Source organism: Tsukamurella pseudospumae (assembly GCF_001575195.1).
Taxonomy (GTDB): domain Bacteria; phylum Actinomycetota; class Actinomycetes; order Mycobacteriales; family Mycobacteriaceae; genus Tsukamurella; species Tsukamurella pseudospumae.
In genome coordinates this window covers 65,472-85,550 of the sequence record NZ_LSRF01000057.1, presented here as the reverse complement: position 1 = coordinate 85,550, position 20,079 = coordinate 65,472, and the positions used below count along the sequence as shown (strand labels likewise).

Annotated in this window: 20 protein-coding genes; 10 read left to right on the top strand and 10 right to left on the bottom strand. The window is 70.4% G+C overall.

The window, feature by feature from the left end:
• Window position 1 precedes the first annotated feature (1 nt).
• Window positions 2–1,000 (bottom strand): substrate-binding domain-containing protein, encoded by a 999-nt coding sequence (locus AXK60_RS17375; RefSeq protein WP_068573061.1) that lies wholly within the window; start codon window positions 998–1,000, stop codon window positions 2–4.
• A gap of 133 nt (window positions 1,001–1,133) precedes the next feature.
• Between AXK60_RS17375 and AXK60_RS17370 the strand changes: the two genes are divergently transcribed.
• The 5 genes from AXK60_RS17370 to AXK60_RS17350 all read left to right on the top strand — a co-directional run bounded on the left by AXK60_RS17370 (window position 1,134) and on the right by AXK60_RS17350 (window position 5,659).
• Complete coding sequence (locus AXK60_RS17370; protein WP_068573059.1) at window positions 1,134–2,153, top strand: LacI family DNA-binding transcriptional regulator; 1,020 nt, start codon at window positions 1,134–1,136, stop codon at window positions 2,151–2,153.
• A 115-nt stretch (window positions 2,154–2,268) separates the two neighbouring features.
• The gene (locus tag AXK60_RS17365; RefSeq protein WP_068573057.1) at window positions 2,269–2,916 is read left to right on the top strand and encodes a heme-binding beta-barrel domain-containing protein; all 648 of its coding nucleotides are present in this window, start codon (window positions 2,269–2,271) and stop codon (window positions 2,914–2,916) included.
• 245 nt (window positions 2,917–3,161) lie between these two features.
• On the top strand, window positions 3,162–3,440 hold the full coding sequence (locus AXK60_RS17360) for a type II toxin-antitoxin system RelE/ParE family toxin (protein WP_068573424.1): 279 nt from the start codon (window positions 3,162–3,164) through the stop codon (window positions 3,438–3,440).
• Window positions 3,441–3,451: 11 nt separating this feature from the next.
• Entirely contained in the window at window positions 3,452–3,742 is a 291-nt protein-coding gene (locus tag AXK60_RS17355) for a HigA family addiction module antitoxin (RefSeq protein ID WP_082778090.1), read from the top strand.
• Between the two features lie 237 nt (window positions 3,743–3,979).
• Window positions 3,980–5,659 carry a hypothetical protein gene (locus tag AXK60_RS17350; protein WP_139058021.1) on the top strand — a complete coding sequence of 560 codons (1,680 nt, stop codon included), beginning with the start codon at window positions 3,980–3,982 and terminating at the stop codon, window positions 5,657–5,659.
• A 214-nt stretch (window positions 5,660–5,873) separates the two neighbouring features.
• On the opposite strand, the gene AXK60_RS17345 is transcribed toward AXK60_RS17350, so the two are convergent.
• On the bottom strand, window positions 5,874–6,560 hold the full coding sequence (locus AXK60_RS17345; protein ID WP_068573054.1) for a DUF899 family protein: 687 nt from the start codon (window positions 6,558–6,560) through the stop codon (window positions 5,874–5,876).
• Window positions 6,561–6,596: 36 nt separating this feature from the next.
• Window positions 6,597–7,130 carry a pyridoxamine 5'-phosphate oxidase family protein gene (locus AXK60_RS17340; protein ID WP_068573052.1) on the bottom strand — a complete coding sequence of 178 codons (534 nt, stop codon included), beginning with the start codon at window positions 7,128–7,130 and terminating at the stop codon, window positions 6,597–6,599.
• A 54-nt stretch (window positions 7,131–7,184) separates the two neighbouring features.
• Between AXK60_RS17340 and AXK60_RS17335 the strand changes: the two genes are divergently transcribed.
• Both AXK60_RS17335 and AXK60_RS17330 read left to right on the top strand, forming a co-directional pair.
• The gene (locus AXK60_RS17335) at window positions 7,185–7,784 is read left to right on the top strand and encodes a TetR/AcrR family transcriptional regulator (RefSeq protein ID WP_231855503.1); all 600 of its coding nucleotides are present in this window, start codon (window positions 7,185–7,187) and stop codon (window positions 7,782–7,784) included.
• Window positions 7,785–7,808: 24 nt separating this feature from the next.
• Window positions 7,809–8,636, top strand: coding sequence for an SDR family NAD(P)-dependent oxidoreductase (locus tag AXK60_RS17330; protein ID WP_068573048.1), 828 nt, complete (start codon window positions 7,809–7,811; stop codon window positions 8,634–8,636).
• Here the strand turns inward: AXK60_RS17330 and AXK60_RS17325 are convergent.
• The 6 genes from AXK60_RS17325 to AXK60_RS17300 form a co-directional block, all read right to left on the bottom strand.
• Window positions 8,603–10,180, bottom strand: a complete 1,578-nt coding sequence (locus tag AXK60_RS17325) for an amino acid ABC transporter ATP-binding/permease protein (protein WP_068573046.1) — start codon at window positions 10,178–10,180, stop codon at window positions 8,603–8,605. The genes AXK60_RS17330 and AXK60_RS17325 overlap by 34 nt on opposite strands.
• Window positions 10,173–11,846, bottom strand: coding sequence for a thiol reductant ABC exporter subunit CydD (gene cydD / locus AXK60_RS17320; protein WP_068573045.1), 1,674 nt, complete (start codon window positions 11,844–11,846; stop codon window positions 10,173–10,175). Before cydD ends, AXK60_RS17325 begins: the two co-directional genes overlap by 8 nt.
• The gene (gene cydB / locus AXK60_RS17315; RefSeq protein ID WP_068573044.1) at window positions 11,839–12,873 is read right to left on the bottom strand and encodes a cytochrome d ubiquinol oxidase subunit II; all 1,035 of its coding nucleotides are present in this window, start codon (window positions 12,871–12,873) and stop codon (window positions 11,839–11,841) included. Before cydB ends, cydD begins: the two co-directional genes overlap by 8 nt.
• 9 nt (window positions 12,874–12,882) lie before the next feature.
• Window positions 12,883–14,397 (bottom strand): cytochrome ubiquinol oxidase subunit I, encoded by a 1,515-nt coding sequence (locus tag AXK60_RS17310; RefSeq protein WP_068573042.1) that lies wholly within the window; start codon window positions 14,395–14,397, stop codon window positions 12,883–12,885.
• Between the two features lie 96 nt (window positions 14,398–14,493).
• The gene (locus AXK60_RS17305; protein ID WP_068573040.1) at window positions 14,494–15,891 is read right to left on the bottom strand and encodes an amino acid permease; all 1,398 of its coding nucleotides are present in this window, start codon (window positions 15,889–15,891) and stop codon (window positions 14,494–14,496) included.
• Window positions 15,892–15,949: 58 nt separating this feature from the next.
• Window positions 15,950–16,813: an aminodeoxychorismate lyase gene (locus AXK60_RS17300; protein WP_068573038.1), complete on the bottom strand. Its 864-nt coding sequence runs from the start codon at window positions 16,811–16,813 to the stop codon at window positions 15,950–15,952.
• 93 nt (window positions 16,814–16,906) lie between these two features.
• Here AXK60_RS17300 and ygfZ point away from each other — a divergent pair, with 93 nt between their 5' ends.
• The 3 genes from ygfZ to AXK60_RS17285 all read left to right on the top strand — a co-directional run bounded on the left by ygfZ (window position 16,907) and on the right by AXK60_RS17285 (window position 18,894).
• Window positions 16,907–17,923: a CAF17-like 4Fe-4S cluster assembly/insertion protein YgfZ gene (ygfZ, locus tag AXK60_RS17295; RefSeq protein WP_068573420.1), complete on the top strand. Its 1,017-nt coding sequence runs from the start codon at window positions 16,907–16,909 to the stop codon at window positions 17,921–17,923.
• The gene (locus AXK60_RS17290) at window positions 17,920–18,558 is read left to right on the top strand and encodes an MOSC domain-containing protein (RefSeq protein WP_068573036.1); all 639 of its coding nucleotides are present in this window, start codon (window positions 17,920–17,922) and stop codon (window positions 18,556–18,558) included. The genes ygfZ and AXK60_RS17290 overlap by 4 nt, the downstream gene beginning before the upstream one ends.
• Before the next feature lie 135 nt (window positions 18,559–18,693).
• Window positions 18,694–18,894, top strand: a complete 201-nt coding sequence (locus AXK60_RS17285; RefSeq protein ID WP_068573033.1) for a DUF3073 domain-containing protein — start codon at window positions 18,694–18,696, stop codon at window positions 18,892–18,894.
• Window positions 18,895–18,971: 77 nt separating this feature from the next.
• Here AXK60_RS17285 and purM read toward each other — a convergent pair whose 3' ends face one another.
• Window positions 18,972–20,048 (bottom strand): phosphoribosylformylglycinamidine cyclo-ligase, encoded by a 1,077-nt coding sequence (gene purM / locus AXK60_RS17280; protein WP_068573031.1) that lies wholly within the window; start codon window positions 20,046–20,048, stop codon window positions 18,972–18,974.
• Between the last annotated feature and the right edge of the window lie 31 nt (window positions 20,049–20,079).

The following is a 20,079-nucleotide window of genomic DNA, read 5'->3' as shown; positions in this document are numbered from 1 at the left end:
GTCAGCCCCAGCAGTTCTGCTCGCCCCACGCGGTGTCCTTCGACGGGACGCCGGCGACGGGCTTGTCGGTCACCAGCTGCGAGCCGGTGTTGGTGAATCCGGAAGGCTTGGTGCCGTTCTGGGCGAAGGCGACCACCGCGTCGACGCCCTGCTCGGCCATCTTCGCGGGGAACTGCAGCACCGTGGCGCCGATGATGCCCGCCTTGACGTTCCGGACGCCGGTGCAGCTGCCGTCGACGGAGCCGATCACCAGCTGGCCGGCCTTGCCCGCCTTCTTGGCCGCCTCGTAGCCGCCCGCCGCCGCGGGCTCGTTGATCGTGTACAGCGAGTTGGCGTCCGGGACGCGCTGGAGCAGGTTCTCCATGGCGGTCTGGGCCTTGGTCTGGTCGCCGTTGGTGTTCTCCTTGCCCGCCACCTCGGGGCTGTTCTCCGTGAGGCCGATGCCCTCCAGGAAGCCCTGGTGCCGGAAGGTGTCGACGGTGCCGCCCGGCGTCCCGTCGAGCATGAGGAGCTTGGGGGCCTTCCCCGCGAGCGCGCCCTTGACCCACGCGCCCTGCAGGCGTCCGGCCTCCTTGTTGTCGGTGGCGAAGGTCGCGTCGACGGCGTTCTCCGGATCGGTCGCCGTGTCCAGCGCGATGACGATGACGCCCGCGTCGCGCGCCTTCTTGATCGCCGCCAGGATGCCGCTCGACGAGTTGGGGGTGATGAGGATGCCCTTGACGCCCTGGCTGACCAGGTTCTCGATGGCGGCGACCTGGCCCTCGTTGTCCCCGTCGAACTTGCCCGCGAGCGCGACGAGATTCGCCCCCTTCGCCTCGGCCTCCTTCTTGGCGGCCTCGCGGATCTTCACGAAGAACGGGTTGGTGTCGGTCTTGGTGATGAGGCCGACCTTCACGCCGCCGGAGTCCCCGCCGTCGCGGTTGCAGGCGGCCACGGAGGTGAGGCCGACGGTGAGAGCGCAGCAGATCGCGGCGATGCGCACGGTGTTCCGACTGGTCATGGAAGGCTCCGATCGATTGTGTGATGGATCACATGGTTCCGGGTAGCCAGGACGCTATACCCGCAGTCAGGACCCGCGCAAGGGTTTGCGCAAACGCTTGCGCGTCGTGGAGCGGTGCGGGCATGATGGTGCGATGGGGAACATGGCCGACGTCGCCGCCGCAGCCGGCGTGTCGATCAGCACCGTCTCCCATGTGATCAACGAGACGCGGCGCGTGGATCCGCGCACCCGGGACGCGGTGCTCGAGGCGATCGTGGCCACGGGCTACCGCCGCAACGCGCTCGCCGCCGCGCTCGCCACCTCACGCTCCGGCGTTCTGGCACTGAGCATCTCGGCCTGGCAGAACCCCTACTTCGCGCCGCTCGTGCGCGCCATCGAGTCCCGCGCGGGCGAACTCGGCTACGCCCTGATGATGGGCGACTCGCATGACGATCCGACCATCGAGTCCTCGCTCGTGGGGTCGCTGCTCGATCGGCGCGCGGACGGCCTGATCCTCGCGCCCGCACCCCGCGCCGAGCGCACCACCATTCCGATGATCCGCAGCGCGGGCACCCCCCTGGTCCTCATCGACCGCCTGTCGTCGGCCCCCGTCGACCAGTTGGCCTCGGAGGGCTCCGAACCGGTGGCGCGCCTGACCTCCCACCTCATCGAGCTGGGCCACGAGCAGATCGGCGCGATCACGGGCCGGCGCGGCATCCAGTCCTCCGTCGAGCGCGCCGAGGCCTTCACCACGGCGATGGCCGCCGCGGGACTGCACGCCGCCCCGCGGCACATGCGCTGCGGCGATTCGAGCGTCGATGAGGCGTACACGCAGACTCTCGCGATGTTCCGCGGCCGCGGCCCGCGCCCCACGGCCCTGGTCGTGCTCAACAACGCCATGACGGTCGGTGTGATGCGCGCCCTGCGGGAGCTGGAGTTGCGAGTCCCGCAGGACGTCGCGCTGGTCTGCTACGACGATTTCGAGTGGTCGGACCTGTTCACGCCCGGGCTCACCGCCGTCGCCCAGGACGTCGAGTCGATGGGTCGGCGGGCCGTCGACCTGCTCGTCGAGCGGATCGACGGGTTCGACGGTCCGCGGCGCGTCGAGCGGCTGCCCACCACCTTCCACCACCGGGACTCGTGCGGTTGCGAGCGCGTGCGCGCCGGGGTCTAGTATCGACGGCATGGTCATCTTCTTCGAGATCCTCATGGCGGTGGCATCGGTCGCGATCTTCGCGTTCGCCGTGTTCGTGCTGTACCGCGTCCTCACCGACGGCCAGTAGGCGCCCGTGAGCGACGAGGCCACGCCCCCGTCCGACGCTGCGGCCGGTTCCGGCCAAGAGGCGCTGGACGCTGCGATCGAACGCTCCGAGACCACGTCGTCGCGCAACATCTCGAACCTCCCGGGTCTGCCCCTCGCCGACGACACGGCCAACCTGCGACAGGGCCCCGACCTGCACTCGGGCCTCCTCGGCCTGCTGCCGCTCGTCGGCGTCTGGCGCGGTGAGGGCGAGGGCCACGACGCGTCCGGCGACTACCACTTCGGCCAGCAGATCGTCGTCAGCCACGACGGCCAGAACTTCCTCTCCTGGGAGTCGCGGTCGTGGAAGCTCGACGATCAGGGCGAGTTCTCCGAGCCCGACCTGCGCGAGGCCGGCTTCTGGCGGATCGGCGAGGACGACGAGATCGAGTTCGTCGTCACCCACGCCAGCGGCATCGTCGAGCTGTACTACGGCAAGCCCGTCTCCCAGACCGCGTGGGAGCTCGAGGCCGACGTGGTCATCCGCTCCAAGACCTCCCCGCTGGCCGGCGCGTCCAAGCGCCTGTACGGCCTCGTCGACCAGGGCGGTTCCCTCGCCTACGTCGAGGAGCGCATCGATGCCGACGGTGCGCTCGTCCCCCGCTTGAGTGCCAAACTGAACCGCTACGCCGGCTGACTCCGCTTCCCCCTCCCGGCTGCGGGCAGAACGGGTGCGGGAAGCCATCCGCACCCCTTGCGCGCAGTCGCACCCGGCATGCCGGGTGCGCTCGGGTGAAACGGGGGCGGGAGCCCATCCGCACCCGAAATGACTCGACGCCGTGCCAGCTCTGCGCCTCGCCGCGACTTGTCAGTGCGATCACGTAGGTTGACTCCTAAGTCGTATTACGTTGCGCGATAGTATCGCGAGGCGATAGGATGTCGATGATTCGCACCTTCAACAACTCGGAGACCGAGGCGATCTGGGATCTCACCTTCACGAAACGAGTCGGCCCACAACTCGCTCAACGGGCGCGCGTCAAACTTCAGCTGTTGGACGCGGCCGGCAGTCTTGAAGACCTGCGGATCCCGCCGGGGAATCGGCTGGAAAAGCTGAGCGGCGATCGCGAAGGCCAGCACAGCATTCGCGTGAACTCCCAGTGGCGCATCTGCTTCCGCTGGGATGAAGGCGCGTTCGATGTCGAACTCGTCGACTACCACTGAAAGGAGCAGCCGTGACCGACTTCCTCCCCAGCCATCCTGGCGAGATTCTGATGGCAGAGTTCCTCGAGCCACTCGGAATCAGCCAGTACGCTCTGGCCAAGGCGGCCGGGGTACCACTGCCTCGGATCAACGCGATCGTCAACGCGAAGCGCTCGATCACTGCCGACACGGGCCTACGCATCTCCCGCGTGCTCGGACTCTCCGAGATGTACTGGATCACCTTGCAGGCGCGGTACGACGCAGATCTGGCGCGGGCACTGATCGCGGACGAACTGGCCGCGATCACACCGCTTGCAGGCTGACCCCGCTTCCACCCGTCCCGGCTGCGGGCAGAACGGGTGCGGGAACCCATCCGCACCCCTTGCGCGCAGTCGCACCCGGCATGCCGGGTGCGCTCGGGTGAAACGGGGGCGGGAGCCCATCCGCACCCGAAATGCCTCGACGCGCGGCCGTCCACTGCTCCGAAGCACGCTGCCCGACCGCGGAATTCATCCGATCGGACGACGCGCCGCGGGCAGCGCGCCGACTACCGTCGAACGATGCGACAACTTCTCGCGATGACGGCTGTCATCACCCTGGTCGCGGGGTGTTCCGCGACACCCGCGAAGCAGGCTGCCGCGCCGACTCCGCCGGCCTCGACCACGGCATCGACCGCCGCGCTCACGGACGCCAACAGCGCCACGGGCAAGGTCGACGGGGTCACCGTCAGGGCCTCCATGCCCGACGGTGCCGCTCCCTCCGGTGAGAAGCTCAGTGTCGCAGCCTCCTCCACGGAGATCCCTGCGGCGAAGGCTCAGGTGGATGGCGTCAAGACGGTGCGAGTCCGGCTCGGGGACTCGGGCGCGCAGCCGACCAAGCCGATCACCCTGACGTTCGATCTCTCCGGCAAGCCGGAACTCGCCGCGAAGTTCAGCGACACGGTGATCCCCGTCGTCGAGTCCGTGTCCGAAGACGGCGACGCGGCCGACCTGGTCCGCGCCACCTGGGATCCCGCCGGCCGCACCGTCACCGCGACGACCACCCACCTCAGCGACTTCCGTCTCGGCGCGATCGACCTCGGCAAGGTCGCGGACGGATTCGCCGCCGCGTACAGATACATCCGCGGCGACTCCACGTCGTCCTGCCGTGCGTCGAGCGAGGTGAAGATCAAGGACACCACGTACACCCTCACCGCTACGACGCCGGGACCCGTGGCGGGCTGCTTGACGAACGCGGGCGGCGCCGTCGCAGTCGACTTCACCAACGCCACACAGCAGTTCTACGCGGTGACATCCACACCCAAAGGCGCGTGGACCAGCACCGTGAGGCCGGACCTGTCCAATCTCGCGGCACGGCTGGCCAGCGCGCTCGGCAATGCGAAGATCTCCGACCTTCTGACCGGACGCGGAACCGGACGACTCACGTTCGGTCCCGGCACCACCCGGGCGACCATCAACCTCCGCGCCGACCCGGCCGCGCTCCAGGCGGCGACGATCATCACCGGCCTGGAGATGCTGACGGGTATGCGCGCGGTCGGCGGGGTGGTCAAGGCCGCTCCCGCGATCCTCGACTCGGGGACCGACCTCTCCACCGTGTCGACCTGCCTCGGTCAGGCGCTCGACTTCGCCGACGCCAAGCCCGGCCAGAAGGTCACCCTGGACGAATTCCGACGGGCCATGTCGACATCCTCCGGCTGCGCGAGCGCTGCGATCGAGGCGGGCGCGAAGAACTCGATCGTCAAGCAGGCGTACAGCACGCTCGGCACCGTCTTCGCGATCACCGGCGACCTGCCGAGCCAGTTGGCGGCGACCGTGACCGGCGCGATCGGCGAGGTGGTCGGCGACAACTCACTCGACTTCGCGCTCACCAGTTCGGCTCCGTCGACCTCCGTCAAGCCCTCAGCCGAGGGGCCGACGACGATCGACCGGGTCCAGGTCGACACCTGGGCCTACGACAAGGTCGGACCCGACACGTACACGATCCCGCGTGGCGGGCCGGCGACGGTGTACTTCCAGTGGAAGGCGTTCAGCGGCAGCGCGGAGACCCGCGGCGACTGCGAGTCGACCATCACCGTCACCGGCGGCGGCACGACGAAGACCAAGATCACGAGCAACTGCGGTTCCTACAACCCCGGAACGTACTTCGAGCTGAGGAACCGCGGCACGTACACCGCGACCATCACCATCGTCCAGAAGGGCGGCGGCACGACCACCGCGACCAAGACGGTCACCCTCCAGTAGGCCCCGGAACCGACGGAAGCCCCCTCCGGGCGTGAACATCACGCGCCGGAGGGGGCTCCGCTATTCCAGGTGGGCGACCGCCGTCAGGCGGCGGCCACCTCCTCAGTCCTGAAATTCACCATTTCTCGGACCACCTCCTTTCGATTGACGTCTTCGACGGTACGCCCGCGCGGCACCGTCGGCAACGGAATTACTCGGAGAGCGAAAGCGCAGGTCAGGAGGTTTTCTCGCCGTACCACTCGGCGAACTGCTTCGACGATGCCCAGCGCGAGTAGGTGGGGCCCTGGGGCCAGCCGTCGGGCACGTCCTGCCACTCCTCCTGGCGACCGTAGGGCAGCACGTCGAGGAGGCCGAAGGTGTAGGACACCTGCTCGGCGCCGCGGCTGAAGGTCTGCCAGAGGTGGTAGACGGTGTCGCCGTCGCGGACGAAGGTGTTGTAGGCGAAGCCGCCTCCGGGGCCGGCGCCCACCTCGGTCCCGAAGTCCGAGCCGTTGGTGGAGTACCAGGTCATGGTGTTCCCGACGCGCTTCTTGTAGGCGAGCACCTCGTCCATCGGGCCGTTGGTGATCACCACCATCCGCGCATCCCAGTTGTCGAGGAACTCCGTGCGCGCGTAATGCGCTGTGACACCGGTGCATCCGGGACACTGCCACTCGTTGCCGTCGGTCCACATGTGGTGGTAGGTGATGAGCTGGCTCTTACCGTCGAAGACCTCGGCGAGGCTCACCTCGGAGCCGTCCTCGGCGATCAGCCGGTACTCGGGCAGCCGCACGGCGGGCAGTCGCCGGCGCTGCGCGGCGATGGCATCGAGCTCGCGGGTGGCGGCCTTCTCACGGGCGCGCAACTCGTCGATCTGCTGCTGCCAGGTGTCGCGGTCGACGACGGGCGGGACGGCGGTCATGATGGATTCCTCTCCGGTGATGGATGATTCGCAGGTTCAGGGACGGAAGCGGGTCTGAGCGAACTCGTCGCCGCGGGCGAACGACAGGATCTTGACGGGGCGGACCCCGAAGACGGGCAGCGAGGCGGCGTCGGGGTTCGGGGCCTGCCCGTCGGTGCGATGCCGGAAGCCCGCGTCGTCCACGTCGTAGGGCCAGTCGAGCCGGGACTCCCACATCCGGGCGAGCGTTTCGAGTACGGCGCGATCGGTGCACCGTTCCGCGGAGCCCTCCACGGTCACGTCATGGCCACGCAGGTACTCGTTGCTCCCGGTGGTGAGCACGCAGCGCGGGTTCCGCGCCAGGTTCACCGCCTTCTGCTCCTCCCACCCGGTCACGAAGTACAGCGCACCGCCGAGCCACATGGCCGGCAGTGGACAGACGTGCGGGCTGCCGTCGGCTCGCACGGTGCTGAGCCAGAACATCTCGGCGTCGTCCAGGATCCGCTCGACGTCCGCCCACGGTGTTGCGACAGCACCCGGGGTACTGAAACCGGTGTGCAGAACCGGAACGGGTCCGATGCTCGTGGTCATGGCGACTCCTTACATGTTCACAGCGTCCACATCTGTTATGTTCACACCGTACACTTGAGCGACAGGGGACACAAGGGGATGGCGTACCACCACGGCGACCTCGCACAGGCACTCGTCGACGCGGGCCTGGAGGTCACGCGCGGCGGCGGACCGTCGGCGTTGACCATCCGCGAGGTCACCCGCCGCGTGGGCGTCAGCCCGAACGCCGCCTATCGTCATTTCCCTGACCGCCTCGCTCTGCTCCGCGCCGTGAGTACCGCGATCGAGCAGCGCATGGCCGACGCGATGCCCGTCCACCCGGACCAGGGCCCGAAGGACCGACTGCGCGCAGTGGGCCTCGGCTACATCGCCTTCGCGCTCGCCGAGCCCGGCTGGTTCTCGGTCTGCTTCTTCGGCGACGAGGCCCCGGATCCCGAGTCGCTGAGCGGCATTCCGCCGTACGTCGCGCTGTCCGAGTCACTCGACCTCATGGTGCACGCGGGCCTGTTGCGCCCCGAGTCCCGACGGTCCGCCACCTGGTCCTGCTGGTCGATGGTGCACGGCTTCGCCGAGATGGCGCTGCGCGGACCGCTGCACCACCTCCCCGGCGATCAGCAGTGGCCGCTGGCCGAGGCCGCCGTCGACACCGCGATCACCGGAATCCTGCGCGACTGAGCCCTCGGGGGCACGATGGGGGGCATGACGGATTCCCCCGTGTGGCTGGTGACCGGCGCGTCGAAGGGCATCGGGCTCGAGGTGGTGAAGGCCGCGATCGCGAGCGGCGCCCGGGTCGCGGCCACCACCCGTAGCCCCGAGAAGCTCTCCGCCGAACTGCGCGATCCGAACCTGCTGGCGCTCGCCGTCGATCTCACCGACGAGCACGACGTGCGCCGCGCCGTCGCCCAGGTGCAGACGGAGTTCGGGCACATCGACGTGCTCGTCAACAACGCCGGGTACTCGCTGCTCGGCGCGGTCGAGGAGGTCTCGCTCGCGGACGTGCGGGCCAACTTCGACATCAACGTCTTCGGCGTCCTGACGATGACCCGTGCCGTCCTGCCCGGTATGCGCGACCGAGGCAGCGGCCGGATCCTCAACCTCGCCTCGATCTCCGCGAGCGTCACCGGTCCGGCGCAGGGGATCTACAGCGCGACCAAGGCAGCGGTCCTCATGCTCACCGAGGCCCTCGACGCGGAGATCGCCCCGCTCGGCCTGCACGCCACGGCGATCTGCCCGGGCGGCGTGCGCACCGACTTCCTCGACGCCTCGTCCATGCGCCGCCCCGAGGTCACGATTCCGGGCTACGACGGGGTGGCCCGCACGCTCGCGGCCCTGGACCGGCTCAACCACAACCAGGGCGGCGACCCGGCGCGGCTGGCCGGCGCCCTGGTGCAGATCTCCGCCCTGCCCGATCCACCGTCCCGGATCTACCTGGGAACCGATGCGCTGCACGCGATCCTGCACAAGTCCGACGAGGTCCGCGCCGACGCGGAGCGCTACGCCGACGTGAGCCGCTCGATCACCAGCTGACGCACCCCGTCGGGCGGCGTCGCGTGCCCCGCCACCACGACGGTGCGACCGGGGAACAGCCCTGAAGGGTCGAGGATCTCGGTCAGCAGCCGCGCCGCGTCGGCCCGGTCCAGGTGCTCCGTCGGCTCGTCCAGCAGGACGACGGCGACGTCACTCACCAGGGCACGCGCCAGCAGTAGTCGCCGGCGCTGTCCGCCCGACAGGGAGTCCGCGCCGTGCTCGAGCGGGGTCCGCACGCCGTGGGGGAGGGAGTCCGTCCACTCCCCCAGTCCGACTCGCCGCAGCGCGGCGTCGACCTCCGCGTCGGTCGCGTCCCCGCGCGCCACCCGCACGTTCTCGGCCACCGTCGTCGCGAAGACGTGCGCCGCCTCACCGAAGAACCCCACCGCCGTAGGGAGATCCGCGAACCGGGACGCGGGAGAGCCGTCGACGAGCACCTCGCCGCCGCGCTCATCGAGGCCCGCGAGCGCGAGCAGCAGCGTCGTCTTGCCCGCGCCGGACTCGCCGCGCACGACGAGCCGGTCGCCCGGCGCCAGCTCCAGGCCGCCGAGCCGGAGCGCGGGATGCGCGGGTACCGAGGCGGTTCCGGAGGGCACCGCGGAGAGTGTCAGCAGCGGCGCGAGCCGACCGGCCGCATCGACGGAGCGGACGTACTGACGGGCCGCATCGGGCAGGGTCGACACCGCCTCGAAGGCGCTCAGCGGCAGCAGGATCAGGATGCCCAGCGTCGTGGCGTCGACGGGGCCGGCACGGGTACCGGCGACCAACAACGCCGCGATCACCGCCAGGCCCACGGCCAGCGGCACGGCCGCGTCCGCGAGCGCGCCGGTGCGGGCGGACCGGTCGACGGCGGACCGTCGGGCGTCCTCCGCGCGGGCGGCGCGGGCCCGCACCTCGTCGAGCCGTCCGGCGACGGCGAGCTCGCCCGCGTGGTCCAGGACCGCGGAGGCGGCGGCGCCGAAGGCCTCACTCCCGGCGGCCTCGGCGGCGGCCCGTGCGCGCGTCGCGCGCGCGACCGCCCAGGGCACGAGAACCCCCGCCAGCAGTAGGCATCCGGCCAGTATGAAACCTGCCCGCGGGTCGACGAATCCCAGCCAGCCCACCGCGGCGCCCGATACGACGACGGCGACCGCGACGGGGATCACGGTGCGCACCAGCGCATCCCCCACGGCGTCGACGTCTGCGCCGGTGCGGGCCAACAGCTCACCGTCGGAGAGCCGGACGGATTCGGAGGGCGCGGCGCGCGAGAGGCGCGTGTACAGCGCGACCCGCAGTTCCGTCAGCCCGGAGAGCGCGACCCGGTGCGCGGCGAGGCGCTCGACGTACCGCATCAGGCCCCGCGTGATGCCCAGCGCACGCACCGCGGTGACTGCGACGGAGAGCGTGAGCACCGGCGGCATGGTCCACGCCATCGTGATCAACCACGCCGACAACCCGGCGAGCGCCAGCGCGCTGCCCGCGGTGAGCACGCCCGCACCGATCGCACCGAGGACCGCGAGCGGGCGGGAGCGCAGGGCGCGCAGGCAGATCAGCAGGTCACGCACGGACGACCTCCAGCACGTCGTCGGCGGCGGCGAGCACCTGGGCGTCATGCGCGACGAGCACGACCACCGCCCCGGCGTCGGCCCGCGCGCGCAGCTCCGCCAGCACGCGCGCCGAGAGCTCCTCGTCGAGATGGGCGGTGGGCTCGTCGAACAGGAGCACGGAGCGACCCAGCGCGAGCGTGCGGGCCAGCGCGAGCCGCTGCCGCTGACCCGCCGAGAGCCCGGCCCCACCGACGCCCACCGCACGATCCCAACCCGCCTCGGCCACCACCTCGTCGAGCCCCGCGGCGGCCACGACCTCCGGAACGGTCCGCGGGTCGGGGGCGCCGAGCAGAGTGAAATTGTGTGCCAGCGTGCCCGGTTCGAGGTACGGGTGCTGCGGACACCACGCCACGTGCGCCCACCAGTCGGGGCCGCCGGCCAGCGGTGCACCCCCCTTCCCCGGGCCGTCGACCGCCCCGGTAGCGCCCGGGGCCTCTGTCACGGCATCGCTCACGACGGTGACCGTCCCCGCGTCCGGCACCGCCAACCCGGCGAGCACGGTGAGCAGCGTCGACTTGCCGGACCCGTTGGGCCCGGTCAGCGCGGTGAGCCGGCCCGGCCGGAAGGTCCCGTCGAAGCCCGACGGTGCCTCCCCGTCCCGCCCGGCCACGCTCACGCCCCGCGCGACGAGCATGCCGGGTCGCGTGCTGCCCTGCGACGGTGCGGGTTCCGGCGCGTCCAGCAGTGCGAACACCCGGGAGGTGGCCTCCACGCCCTGCTCGGCGGCGTGGAAGCTCGCACCCACCCGGCGCAACGGCTGATACACCTCGGGCGCCAGGATCAGGGCGAACACACCGGCGAACAAGGACATCTCACCGAACACGAGACGCAGGCCGATGCCCACCGCCACCAGCGCGACGCAGAGCGTGGCGAGCAGCTCCAGCGCCATCGAGGAGAGGAAGGCGATGCGCAGGGCGGACATCGTCTCGGCGGCGTTGCGCTCCCCCAGCTCCCGAACGGTGCGTTCCGGTCCACGCTGCCGTCCCAGTGCCCGCAGCGTCGGCAGGCCGGCGACCAGGTCGAGCAGGCGCGAGGACAGCCGCGCCATCGCCGCGAGGCGGCGGCGGGTGCGGTCACGAGTGAGCAGGCCGATCAGCACCATGAAGATCGGCAGCAGCGGCAGCGTACCGAGCGCGACGGCACCGGAGATCGGGTCGGCGACGAACATCGCGATCACCAGCGCCGGCGTCGCGATCACACTGAGCGCCAGCGCCGGGACGTAGCCCGTGAGGTACGGCGGCAGGTCGTCGAGGCCGCGGGTCAGCGCGGTCCGCAGCTCCTCCCGGTCCACCGGCCACCGGCCGGGCCCGACCGCACCCAGTGCGGCGGAGCGCAGTTCGGAGACCACGCGGTCGGCGGCGCGGCGCTCGATGCGCGACCGCACGAGCGTCACCACCACGCGCACCGCGACCGCGCCGGCCACGAGCGCGATCGGGCCGGGCAGGTCGTGCGGTCCCGTCACCAGCCGGGAGAGCACGATCGCGACGCCGTACGCCAGGGCGATGATCGCGGCGGTCTCGATGACACCGCACGCGATCACGACCGTCATCAGCCCGCGCGAGCTGCGCGCGTACCGGAGCAGCCGCGGGTCGATCGGCCCGGAGCGGCGCGCGGTGTCAGGCACGCGGGCTGAGCCCGATCGACGGCGGGATCTGCGCCGTGGAGATCCGCCTGCGGAACACGATGTAGCTCCACGCCTGGTAGATCATCACCAGTGGCAGCAACACGACGGTGCACCAGGACATCACGACGAGCGTGTAGTGCGAGGACGCCGCGGCCTCGATGCTGATCGACCGCGCCGGATCGGTCGCGTTCAGCACGTTCGGGAACAGCGCGCCGAAGAGCAGCACGCTCACGCCGATCACCGCGAGCGACGTGGACAGGAAGGCGGCCAGCTCACGGTCGGCGCTTATCGACAGCCCCGCCGCGATCAGGGCCGCCGCGGCCAGCGCCACCATCGCCCAGGTCCACCCCTTGCCGTGCGCGAGCTGCGTCCACACCACGAATGCCGCGCCGATCACGGTGACCGGCAACCAGATCCGCGCCGCGAACCGCCGGGCGTCCACCCGGACGTCACCGTCGGACTTGAGCGCGACGAAGACGGCTCCGTGCAGGAGGAACAGGCCCAGTAGGGCGACCCCGCCCAACAGCCCGTAGGGGTTCAGCAGGTCCCAGACGTCCGAGGTCATCCGGCCCCGTCCGTCGATGTGCACCCCGTGGACGATGTTCGCGAACACCAGTCCCCACGCGAAGGCGGGAATCCAGGAGCCGAGGCCGATGCCGACGTCGGCCCAGCCGCGCCAACGCGGGTCGTCGATCTTGCCGCGCCACTCGATCGCGCAGACCCGGACGATGAGCCCCACCAGGATCGCGAGCAGCACGAGGTAGAAGCCCGAGAACACCGTGGCGTACCAGACCGGGAACGCGGCGAACATCGCTGCGCCGGCGGTGATCAACCACACCTCGTTGCCGTCCCATACGGGACCGATCGTGTTGAGCAGCACGCGGCGACGCTGCTCGGCGTCGGGGTGGTTGCGCTTGCGCCCGAGGATCGGCATGAGCATGCCGACGCCGAAGTCGAAGCCGTCCAGCACGAAGTAGCCGGTGAACAGGAAACCGATCGCGAGGAACCAGTAGTCGGGAAGTGTCATGACCGCCTCCTAGTACGCGAACGAGAGTTGATCGGACGAGGACTTCTTCGCGCCGGTGCCGTCCGCACCGTCGGGACCGTCGCCGCCGGGCGGCGCACCGTCGTCGTGGTCGTCGTGCCCGTCGAGCGGGCTGTGCAGGTCCGGCCCCTGGATCACGTACCGGCGCAACAGCAGGAACCACAGGATGTACAGCACCCCGTAGACGGCGGCGAAGGTGATGATCGAGAAGGCCATCATCGCGGTCGAGTGGCCGGAGACGGCCTGCGAGACCATGAGCCGGATCGTCGGGTCGCCGTTCGGATTCGGCGCCACCACCCACGGCTGGCGGCCCATCTCGGTGAACACCCAGCCGCAGCTGTTGGCCAGGAAGGGGGTGGGCAGGGCGATCAGGCAGAGCCTGCTGAACCACTTCGACGACGGGACCCGCCCCTTGCGGGTGACCCACAGGCCGGCGAGCGCGAGCACACCGGAGCCGACGGACCAGCCCATCATGAACCGGAAGGCCCAGTACGAGACGAACAGGTTGGGCCGGTAGTCGCCGGGACCGAACTTCTCGACGTACTCCTGCTGCAGCTCGGTGACGCCCTTGAGCGTCGAGTTCGGGTCGCCGTTGGCGAGGAACGAGGTCAGGTACGGCACCTGGATGAGGTGCTGCACCGACTCGCAGTTGTTGTGCGTCCCCACGGTGAGGATCGAGAACGAGGCGGCGGTCTCGGTGTGACACAGCGATTCCGCCGACGCCATCTTCATCGGTTGCTGCTCGAACATGAGCTTCGCCTGCGCGTCGCCGGTGATGCCCAGCCCCACCGCGGAGACGATCATCACGCCCAGGCCGAACCGCGTGACGGGGCGGAAGGAGTGCGCCAATTCGATCGCGTCCGCGTCGCCGCGGCGCATGCCGCGCACCATCCACCAGCCGCCGATCGCGGCGACGAAGGTGCCCGCGGTGAGCCACGCACCGAACACCGTGTGCGGGAACGCCGCCAACGCGGTCGAGTTGGTGAGCACCGACCAGATGCTGGTGAGCTCCGCGCGGTTCTTCTCCGGATTGAAGGTGGCGCCCACGGGGTGCTGCATCCACGAGTTCGCGGCGATGATGAAGAACGCGGAGGCATTCACCCCCAACGCGACCATCCAGATGCAGCCCAGGTGGACGAGTCTGGGCAGCCGGGTCCAGCCGAAGATCCACAGGCCGATGAAGGTCGACTCCATGAAGAAGGCGACGAGGCCCTCCAGCGCGAGCGGCGCACCGAAGACATCGCCGACGAACTTGCTGTACTCGCTCCAGGCCATCCCGAACTGGAACTCCTGGACGAGGCCGGTGGCCACACCGAGGGCGAAGTTGATGAGGAAGAGCTTGCCGAAGAAGTTGGTGGCCTTGAGCCAGGCGTTCTTACCGGTGATCAGCCACGCCGTCTGCATCGCGGCCACCATCGGCGCGAGGCCGATGGTCAGCGGGACCAGGATGAAGTGCATGACCGTGGTCATGCCGAACTGCCAGCGGGCGATGTCGAGTGCGGTCATTCGCGCTCCCTGGGCCGAGGGATTATTACTACACGCCGTAGTGCTAACTGGGATAGTAGACGCCCACCCCCCGGAAGTCGAGGTACTTGTCCCAGGTCACACCCTAGAAGAGTCACCCCGCTTCGCACCGCGCTTCTCCACACGCTTCTGGTGCACGATGCTCGCGACCAGCACGATCGCCGCCAGGGCGGTCGACAGCCCGACGGAGCTGCGCTGGTCCGGGTCCAGGATCATCGCGACGATCACGAAGACGATGAACGCGATCACCGCGTAGGTCAGCCACGGGAACAGCCACATCCGGATCGGCGCCGGCTCCGTGGCGCGCCGCCGCAGCGCGATCTGACTGATGGCGATCACGAGGTACACGAACAGCGCCACCGCGCCCGTCGTCGCCAACAGGTAGCCGAACAGCTTGTCCGGCAGCACGTAGTTGCCGATCACCGCCAGGAATCCCAGCGCCATCGACGCGAGCACCGCGACGGCCGGTACCCCGCGCGCCGTCGTCCGGCCCGCCGCACGGGGAGCGTCCCCGCGCCGCGCCAGCGAGTACAGCATCCGGGACGCGGTGTAGAGCGCGCTGTTGAGGCAGGACGCGACCGCGACCAGGACCACCACGTCCATGATCCCGGCGGCGGCCGGGATGTTCATCGCCTTGAGCACGGCCTGGTACGAGCCCGTCGCACCGTCGACGGAGTTCCACGGGACGAGGGCGACCACCACGAAGATCGAGCCCAGGTAGAACAGGCAGATCCGCCAGACCACCGAGTTCACGGCCTTGGTGATCCCCTTCTCCGGGTTCGGCGACTCGGCGGCGGCGATGGTCACGATCTCGGAACCCATGAACGTGAACATCGTGGTGAGCATCGCCGCCAGCACCGCTTTCACGCCGTTCGGCATGAATCCACCGGTGTCCCAGAGATGACTCACGCCGGAGACGCTCGACCCCGGCAGCACCCCGAAGATCGCGAGCGCGCCCAGCACCAGGAAGGCGGCGATCGCTACCACCTTGATCAGCGCGAACCAGAACTCGAATTCGCCGTAGTTGCCGACCGAGAAGAGGTTCGTGGCGGTGAGCAGGACCACCACGACCAACGCCCACGACCACTGGGGCCCGCCCACCACCTTGGACAGGATCACCGCCGCGGCCGTGGCCTCGACCGGGATCACCAGCACCCAGAACAGCCAGTACAGCCAACCGATCGTCGAACCCGCCCAGCGGCCGAGGGCCCGCTCGGCGTACGTGGAGAAGGAGCCCGTGTCCGGCTGGGCCGTCGCCATCTCGCCCAGCATGCGCATCACGAGGATCACCATCAGCCCGGCGAGGGTGTACGAGATCAGCACCGCCGGGCCCGCCAGCTTGATCGCGTTCGCGGAGCCCACGAACAGGCCGGCCCCGATCACCCCGGCGATCGAGATCATCGTGATGTGCCTGGGCTTCAGGCTGGTTCCCAGCTGATCGCCGTCGACCTCGGTATCGGTACGCGTGCTCATCATCGGCACGCTAATCCGATCGGGCCGTCCGCACCGGCGGTGTCAGGATTGTCCGGAACGCCTACGGCGTGTTGTGGATCCCCGCGTCGATGAGGGAGCGCACGGTCTCGTCCATCGGTGCGTCGGGCAGCTTCCGCCCGTCCAGGGTGTGCACGCGGGCGCACAGCGTGATCGAGGAGACGAGCCACACCCCGTCGTTCATTACCAGGTCCGCCGGGAAGAGCGGCTCGATCGCGGTGGCGACGCCCTTGTCCTCCGCGGCGTCGAACAGTGCGCGCACGGTGGTTCCCGGCAGAATGCCCTGCTCCTCGGGCGGTGTCACGAGCGTGCGCCCGCGTGCGATCACGACGGTGGCCCGGGGCGCCTCGAGCACCCGGCCCTCACTGGAGGTGAAGATCACGTCGTCGGCGCCCTGCTCCGCGGCGTATCGCGCGGCGGCCATGTTCACCGCGTAGGACAGCGTCTTCGCGCCCAGCAGCAGCCACGGCGCGTCCGTGCCCAGCCCCGTCGAGTAGCCGCGGCTCAGCGTGATCGCGGAGACGCCCTCCGTGCGGGCCCGCACCGCCCGCTCGGGGAGCGGCGACACCGACACGTAGGCCGTGGGCGTACCCGGCACGGACTCCCGGCCCCGCGTGTAGACGAGCCGCAGCGCGCCCTCCGCGCCGCCGGATTCCTCGCCGTAGAGCATCGCGGCGCGCTGCATGGCCGCCCACCAGGCACCGTCGTTGATCGCGGGGAGCCCGAGCGCCGCGGCCGAGCGGGCCAGGCGGTCGAGGTGCGCACGCCCCTTGAGCGGCGCACCGTCGCGCACGAGCACGGTCTCGAAGCACCCGTCGCCCCGGACCGCCCCGAGATCGTCGGCGTAGAGCAGCGGCGAATCGGGAGCACGTACCGAACCGTCCAGAGTGACCACCACGGATGCCATGGCGGCAACACTATTCGACGCCCCGGAGCCCCGCTCGGGCAGCGCGCGTAGGCTGAAGAGGTGGCGATCGACGTTCATTCCGCGTCCGGCATCATGAATCCCGAGGACACCCCCGATGCCGGTGTGACCTGGCATTTCGGTGATCCGTTCGGAGAGCAGCGGGCCGCGGAGCGCGGCGCGGCGGTGATCGACCGCTCGCACCGCCGGGTGATCACACTGACCGGTACCGAGCGGCTGAGCTGGCTGCACTCCATCACCAGCCAGCACCTGACGCACCTGCCCGACCGCACCGCGACCCAGGACCTCAACCTGGACGGCAGCGGCCGCGTGCTCGACCACTTCCACCTCATCGACGTCGACGGCACCACCTACCTCGACACCGAGCCGGCGGCGCTCGCCCCCGCGGAGGCGCCGCTCAGCCCGGACCTCGCGACCTACCTGCAGCGCATGGTGTTCCGCTCCGACGTGCAGGTGCAGGCGCGGCCCGACCTCGCGGTGCTCACCGTGATCGGTCCGGACGCGGAGGCCGTGGCGGCGAAGGTCGACGGAGTCCGCCGCGCCGAACCCGGCGAGGTGAACCTCATCGTCCCGCGGGAGGAGCTCCGCGCCTCCTTCGACGCGCTCGTCGACGCCGGGGCGCGCCCGGCGGGCACCTGGGCCTACGAAGCCCGACGGGTCGCCGCCGCTCGTGCCCGGCAGGGCCTCGACACCGACGTCAAGACCATCCCGCACGAGACGGACTGGATCGCCACCGCCGTGCACCTCGACAAGGGCTGCTACCGCGGACAGGAAACGATCGCGCGGGTGCACAACCTGGGCCGGCCACCGCGCCGCCTGGTCCTGCTCCACCTCGACGGTTCCGCCGACGCGCGGCCCGCGACGGGCGACCCCGTGACGCTGGACGGACGCACCGTGGGGCGGCTCGGCACCGTCGTCGAGCACGCCGACTACGGGCCCATCGCCCTCGCCCTGATCAAACGGTCGATCCCCGACGACGCGAAACTCGACGCCGGCGGCGCCGCCGCGGCGATCGACACCGAGGTCACCCCGTCCGCGGACGCCGGCGAACAGGCCGGACGGTCCGCCGTCGACCGGCTGCGCGGCCGGTGACGCCGACCCGCGTCCTCGCGGTCTGCGTCGTCGATGAGGAACTCCGGCTCGACTCCCGCAAGCCGGACCAGCGCACCGCGATCGACAAGCGGCCCGCCGACGGCCCCGTCGAGGTCGGCCCGCTCGGCCTCGCCACCGACCACGTCTGCGACACCCGGCACCACGGCGGACACGAGCAAGCGGTGTACGCCTACTCGGATCACGAGGCGCGGCGCTGGGCGCAGGAGCTGGGCCGCGAGCTCCCGCTCGGCTGGTTCGGCGAGAACCTGCGCCTCGACGGCGACACCACCGACCTCGTCGTCGGCACCCGGCTCCGCGTCGGGAACACGCTCGAGCTCGAGGCGACCATCCCCCGCACCCCGTGCCGCACCTTCGCGCTGTGGTCCGGCGAGGACGGCTGGGTCAAGCGGTTCACCGAGCGCGGCGACAGCGGCGCCTACTTCCGCGTCCTCGCCCCCGGCCCCGTCGCGGCGGGTGACCCGGTCACCGTCGCCCACGTCCCGGACCACGGCGCGACGATCCGGGACCTGTTCACGGGGTCACGGCCCGAGCGGTTGCGCACCCTTCTCGATGCTGATGACCTGCCCCCGAAGGTCGAACGGGACGCCGCGCGGGCCCTCCAACGCGCCGACTGACACCCAGGCGGCAGCACCATCGGCACGAGCACGCTAAACTGGGCCCCAGGAAGAATTAGTAGACGGAGAAAGGGGCCGCCACCCGCCGGGCAATCCGGTAGCTGGCCGCCCCTTCATTGCGCAAGGGGGTCCCCCATGGGCCGCGGCCGGGCAAAGGCGAAGCAGACCAAGGTTGCACGCGAACTCAAGTACAGCTCGCCCAGCACTGACCTGAAAAGGCTGCAGGACGAGCTGGCAACGGGTGAGAACGAGGAGGCCGATGTGATCGCCTCGCACCCCGAGTGGAGCGACGTCGCGGGCGATCCCTACCGCGAGGACGAGTGGCGCCGCGCCTGACGCGCGCCGCACCCTCCTCGACGCACTCCTGCCTCTAGGCACCGTGACCACCGGTCACGGTGCCTATGGCGTTGTCTTCAGAACTTCGGATGCGAGCCGCTCAGCACGGCCCGCTCCCCCGCACCGTCGGACTTCTTGATCGTGCCCAGGACCCAGCTGTCGATGTGGCGTGCCGTGAGCACGGCCAGCGCGCGGTCCACGTCCTCGGGCGCCACGATCGCGACCATGCCGACGCCCATGTTGAAGGTCTTCTCCATCTCGGCCTGCTCCACGCGGCCGCGCTGGGCGATCAGGGCGAACACCGCCGACGGGCTCCACGTGTTGCGGTCCAGTTCGGCGACGAGACCCTCCGGGATCACGCGCCCCAGGTTCGCCTCGAGGCCGCCGCCGGTCACGTGGCAGAAGGTGCGCACCTGCGTCTCCTGCGTGAGCCGCAGGCAGTCCAGGGCGTAGATGGCGGTGGGCTCGAGCAACTCCTCGCCGAGCGTGCGGCCGAACTCCTCGACATAGCCGCCGAGGTCCATGTGGCCCCAGTCCAGCAACACCTTGCGGGCCAGGCTGTAGCCGTTGCTGTGCAGGCCCGAGCTCTTCATCGCGATGACGACGTCGCCCGCGCGCACGTTGTCCGGGCCCAGCACCTCGTCGGCCTCGACGACGCCGACGCCCGTCGCGGACAGGTCGTACTCCCCCTCGGCCATGAGTCCGGGGTGCTCGGCGGTCTCGCCGCCCAGGAGGGCGCAGCCTGCGCGGACGCAGCCCTCGGCGATGCCGCCGACGAGCTCGGCGACCGTCTCCGGGACGACCTTGCCCACAGCGATGTAGTCCTGCAGGAACAGCGGCTCGGCGCCGGTCACGACGAGGTCGTCGACGACCATCGCGACCAGGTCGATGCCCACGGTGTCGTGCTTGCCCATCGCCTGGGCCACGGCGATCTTGGTGCCGACGCCGTCGGTCGAGGCCGCGAGCACCGGCTCCCGGTACTTCTTGAGGGCGAACAAGCCGGCGAAGCCGCCCAGGCCGCCCAGGACCTCGGGCCGCGTGGCGCGCTTGGCGTGCGGCTTGAAGAGTTCGACGGCCCGGTCACCGGCCTCGATGTCGACTCCTGCTGCGGCGTACGAGGCGCCCTGCGGCGGCTGGGTGTTGGAATCCGTCACGGATGCATAGGCTACCGGACTGCGCCCGCCG

What these genes read in the sequence shown, in the direction of transcription:
- AXK60_RS17370 (WP_068573059.1), top strand. Translation starts at nt 1,134, where the DNA reads ATGGGGAACATGGCCGACGTCGCCGCCGCAGCCGGCGTGTCGATCAGC.
- AXK60_RS17375 (WP_068573061.1), bottom strand. Translation starts at nt 1,000, where the DNA reads ATGACCAGTCGGAACACCGTGCGCATCGCCGCGATCTGCTGCGCTCTC.
- AXK60_RS17330 (WP_068573048.1), top strand. Translation starts at nt 7,809, where the DNA reads ATGACGGATTCCCCCGTGTGGCTGGTGACCGGCGCGTCGAAGGGCATC.
- AXK60_RS17310 (WP_068573042.1), bottom strand. Translation starts at nt 14,397, where the DNA reads ATGACCGCACTCGACATCGCCCGCTGGCAGTTCGGCATGACCACGGTC.
- AXK60_RS17350 (WP_139058021.1), top strand. Translation starts at nt 3,980, where the DNA reads ATGCGACAACTTCTCGCGATGACGGCTGTCATCACCCTGGTCGCGGGG.
- AXK60_RS17285 (WP_068573033.1), top strand. Translation starts at nt 18,694, where the DNA reads ATGGGCCGCGGCCGGGCAAAGGCGAAGCAGACCAAGGTTGCACGCGAA.
- AXK60_RS17360 (WP_068573424.1), top strand. Translation starts at nt 3,162, where the DNA reads ATGATTCGCACCTTCAACAACTCGGAGACCGAGGCGATCTGGGATCTC.
- AXK60_RS17300 (WP_068573038.1), bottom strand. Translation starts at nt 16,813, where the DNA reads ATGGCATCCGTGGTGGTCACTCTGGACGGTTCGGTACGTGCTCCCGAT.
- AXK60_RS17345 (WP_068573054.1), bottom strand. Translation starts at nt 6,560, where the DNA reads ATGACCGCCGTCCCGCCCGTCGTCGACCGCGACACCTGGCAGCAGCAG.
- AXK60_RS17305 (WP_068573040.1), bottom strand. Translation starts at nt 15,891, where the DNA reads ATGATGAGCACGCGTACCGATACCGAGGTCGACGGCGATCAGCTGGGA.
- AXK60_RS17340 (WP_068573052.1), bottom strand. Translation starts at nt 7,130, where the DNA reads ATGACCACGAGCATCGGACCCGTTCCGGTTCTGCACACCGGTTTCAGT.
- ygfZ (WP_068573420.1), top strand. Translation starts at nt 16,907, where the DNA reads ATGAATCCCGAGGACACCCCCGATGCCGGTGTGACCTGGCATTTCGGT.
- cydB (WP_068573044.1), bottom strand. Translation starts at nt 12,873, where the DNA reads ATGACACTTCCCGACTACTGGTTCCTCGCGATCGGTTTCCTGTTCACC.